The following is a 943-nucleotide window of genomic DNA, read 5'->3' as shown; positions in this document are numbered from 1 at the left end:
CTGTCGCCCCGCATGACTGTCGAAGCCATTGTGGAGGAGGGGCTGCTGGTGCATGAGCCCAGGCTGGCGCCAGGCGACCGGCGGGACCGGGCGCTGCAGGCGCTGGCGGATGTTGGCATGACCGACGCCCAGTTTCCGGGTTTGCTGCAGCGTTATCCGCACGAATTTTCGGGTGGCCAGCGCCAGCGCCTGGCCATTGCCCGCGCGCTGATCGTCAACCCAAAACTGCTGGTCCTGGATGAACCCACCAGCGCGCTGGACGTGACCATCCAGAAACAGGTATTGGGGTTGCTGCAAAGATTGCAGCGCGAGCGCGGCCTGAGTTATTTACTGATCACGCACGACGTCGACGTGATCCGCGCCATGGCGCATGAAGTCATGGTGATGAAAGACGGCGATGTGCTCGAGTCAGGCTCGTTAACCGAAGTGCTGGACAGGCCGCAGCATCCTTACACACGGGTTCTCGTCACTGCAGTTTGATGGGTCTGGTATTTCGGCGCACCGAAGGGCTTCATAAATCTCATAAATTACTTTAAATATCATAAATATCTATATGATTTTATTGGTATTTAAGAGGTTACTCTCCAATAAAAATGCGCGAACATTGTTCCGCAGTTGCGGATTTTTATTCATTCGTTTTCGGTGCAAGGTTGACGGTGAAAGGGTCATGGCTGAACCCAAAAAGGGAGGTTCTTCCGTCCGCCACCAAGTTGCTGCGTTTCAATGAACGAGAGCGTCTTAATCAGAAAGATTTAAGAAGGTAGGTCACGTGTTCCCTTGCAGGTCAGGCACGGAAATTGTTTGCATCAAAGGGCGCAGCACGTTACAATAAGAGCTTCACGACCAAATGGGCGGGTTTTCACCGCCCATTTTTTTTGGGCGTTTGTTTTTGAACAAATTGGTTTAGAGCGGGTTTAAGAGACTGAATGGCATTGCAAGAGAC

The 943-nt window shown here is 52.6% G+C and carries 1 protein-coding gene; it reads left to right on the top strand.

Going from position 1 to position 943, the window contains the following annotated elements; all coding sequences use genetic code 11:
* On the top strand, window positions 1-480 hold a 480-nt coding region (locus tag AC1D0Z_RS22925), incomplete at its 5' end, for an ATP-binding cassette domain-containing protein (protein ID WP_477660429.1).
* Between the last annotated feature and the right edge of the window lie 463 nt (window positions 481-943).

The organism is Polaromonas sp. P1_E3 (assembly GCF_056405935.1).
This window is presented reverse-complemented; position numbering and strand designations above follow the sequence as displayed.